The 3,256-nt window shown below is 47.5% G+C and carries 2 rRNA genes; both read left to right on the forward strand.

Going from position 1 to position 3,256, the window contains the following annotated elements:
- Positions 1 to 153 precede the first annotated feature (153 nt).
- Positions 154 to 3,073 (forward strand): 23S ribosomal RNA (locus C7N44_RS07900).
- 68 nt (positions 3,074 to 3,141) lie between these two features.
- Positions 3,142 to 3,256: ribosomal RNA gene (gene rrf / locus C7N44_RS07905) — 5S ribosomal RNA — on the forward strand; the annotation flags it as partial.

Genomic DNA, 3,256 nt, shown 5'->3' on the forward strand with positions numbered 1-3,256 from the left:
AACTTGGTTCTTTGAAAACTAGATATTATTAATTTCTAAATTAAATTTGTATTAAATACAATTTTAACCGAGAACACCGCGTTATTTTGAGTTTTTTAAATAGTTTTATTCGTATAATACTCAATTAACCAAACATCACGAAGTGATGAATTAGGTTAAGTTATGAAGGGCGCATGGTGGATGCCTTGGCACTAGGAGCTGATGAAGGACGGGACTAACACCGATATGCTTCGGGGAGCTGTACGTAAGCTTTGATCCGGAGATCTCCGAATGAGGAAACTCGATAACCTTAATCGGTTATCACCAATTAGTGAATTAATTAGCTAATTTGGCGGCAGACGTGGGGAACTGAAACATCTAAGTACCCACAGGAAGAGAAAGAAATTTCGATTCCCTAAGTAGCGGCGAGCGAACGGGGAACAGCTCAAACCAAAGAGCTTGCTCTTTGGGGTTGTAGGACTGAACATTTGAGTTACCAAGTTAAAYGATAGTCGAATTATCTGGGAAGGTAAGCGATACAGGGTGATAGCCCCGTAGATGAAATCATTTAACCTCAGTTCAGGATCCTGAGTACAGCGACACACGTGGAACGTCGTTGGAATCTGGGAGGACCATCTCCCAAAGCTAAATACTCCCTAGTGACCGATAGTGAACCAGTACCGTGAGGGAAAGGTGAAAAGCACCCCGGAAGGGGAGTGAAATAGTTCCTGAAACCATGTGCTTACAAACAGTTAGAGCCCGTTAATGGGTGATAGCGTGCCTCTTGTAGAATGAACCGGCGAGTTATGTTAACATGCAAGGTTAAGATGAAAAGATTGGAGCCATAGCGAAAGCGAGTCTGAATAGGGCGTTTGAGTATGTTGAGATAGACCCGAAACCAGGTGATCTACCCATGTTCAGGCTGAAAGTGCGGTAAAACGCACCGGAGGGCCGAACTCGTGTACGTTGAAAAGTGCTGAGATGAAATGTGGGTAGCGGTGAAATTCCAAACGAACTTGGAGATAGCTGGTTCTCTCCGAAATAGCTTTAGGGCTAGCCTCGGATTTAGAATCATGGAGGTAGAGCCACTGTTTGGATGAGGGGCCCGTCATGGGTTACTAAATTCAGATAAACTCCGAATACCATTGATTTATATGTCCGGGAGTCAGACGATGAGTGATAAGATCCACCGTCGAAAGGGGAACAGCCCAGACCACCAATTAAGGTCCCTAAATATATGCTGAGTGGAAAAGGATGTGAAGTTGCATAGACAACTAGGATGTTGGCTCAGAAGCAGCCACCATTTAAAGAGTGCGTAATAGCTCACTAGTCGAGTGATTTTGCGCCGAAAATTTACCGGGGCTAAGCATATTACCGAGATTGTGGACATGACGTAGTCATGTGATAGGAGAGCGTTCTAAGGGCAACGAAGTTGGACCGTAAGGACTGATGGAGCGCTTAGAAGTGAGAATGCCGGTATGAGTAGCGAAAGATTAGTGAGAATCTAATCCACCGAATGACTAAGGTTTCCTGGGGAAGGCTCGTCCTCCCAGGGTAAGTCGGGACCTAAGCCGAGGCCTAGAGGCGTAGGCGATGGATAACAGGTTGAAATTCCTGTACTAGTTAATTATGTTTGAGCGATGGAAGGACGTAGAAGGCTAACTCGTKCGCACGATTGGATTGTGCGTTCAAGCAGTGAGTCAGTTGAAGAGTGAAATGCTTTTCAGCGGGTTGACAAGYTGTGATGAGGATCGAATTATAGTAGAGAAGTGAGCCATGTCACGCTACCGAGAAAAGTTTCTAGTGAGTAATTAACTACCCGTACCGCAAACCGACACAGGTAGTCGAGGAGAGTATCCTAAGGTGAGCGAGTGAACTCTTGTTAAGGAACTCGGCAAAATGACCCCGTAACTTYGGGAGAAGGGGTGCTGCACTAACGTGCAGCCGCAGTGAAAAGGCTCAGGCGACTGTTTATCAAAAACACAGGTTTCTGCAAAATCGTAAGATGAAGTATAGGGGCTGACGCCTGCCCGGTGCTGGAAGGTTAAGTGGATGAGTTAGCTTCGGCGAAGCTCAGAAACGAAGCCCCAGTAAACGGCGGCCGTAACTATAACGGTCCTAAGGTAGCGAAATTCCTTGTCGGGTAAGTTCCGACCCGCACGAAAGGCGTAACGATCTGAGCACTGTCTCAACAAGAGACTCGGTGAAATTGAGATACCTGTGAAGAAGCAGGTTACCCGCGACAGGACGGAAAGACCCCATGGAGCTTTACTGTAATTTGATATTGGGTGTTGACATAGCTTGTACAGGATAGGTAGGAGCCGTGGAAACCGGAACGCTAGTTTCGGTGGAGGCATTGTTGGGATACTACCCTCGCTGTGCTAACACTCTAACCCGCACCACTTATCGTGGTGGGAGACAGTGTCTGATTGGCAGTTTGACTGGGGCGGTCGCCTCCCAAATAGTAACGGAGGCGCCCAAAGGTTCCCTCAGAATGGTTGGAAATCATTCGCAGAGTGTAAAGGCACAAGGGRGCTTGACTGCGAGACAGACAGGTCGAGCAGGGACGAAAGTCGGGCTTAGTGATCCGGTGGTACCATATGGAAGGGCCATCGCTCAACGGATAAAAGCTACCCTGGGGATAACAGGCTTATCTCCCCCAAGAGTTCACATCGACGGGGAGGTTTGGCACCTCGATGTCGGCTCATCGCATCCTGGGGCTGTAGTTGGTCCCAAGGGTTGGGCTGTTCGCCCATTAAAGCGGTACGCGAGCTGGGTTCAGAACGTCGTGAGACAGTTCGGTCCCTATCCGTCGCGGGCGTAGGAAATTTGAGGGGAGCTATCTCTAGTACGAGAGGACCGAGATGGACATACCGCTGGTGTACCAGTTGTCCCGCCAGGGGCACTGCTGGGTAGCTATGTATGGTTGAGATAAACGCTGAAAGCATCTAAGTGTGAAACCCACCTCAAGATGAAATTTCCCATTCCTTTATGGAAGTAAGACCCCTAAGAGATGATTAGGTAGATAGGCTAGAAGTGGAAGTGCAGCAATGTATGGAGCGGACTAGTACTAATTGGTCGAGGACTTAACCAAGTAAGGTGGTTCTCTAAAGGAATAATAATATCTAGTTTTGAAAGAACGAAGTTCTTTTAAAAGAATAGTGTGGTGGCGATAGCTAGAAGGATACACCTGTTCCCATGCCGAACACAGCAGTTAAGCTTCTAAACGCCGAGAGTAGTTAGAGGATCGCCTCTTGCAAGGGTAGGAAGTTGCCGC

The organism is Apilactobacillus quenuiae, from assembly GCF_002994005.1.
Taxonomy (GTDB): domain Bacteria; phylum Bacillota; class Bacilli; order Lactobacillales; family Lactobacillaceae; genus Apilactobacillus; species Apilactobacillus quenuiae.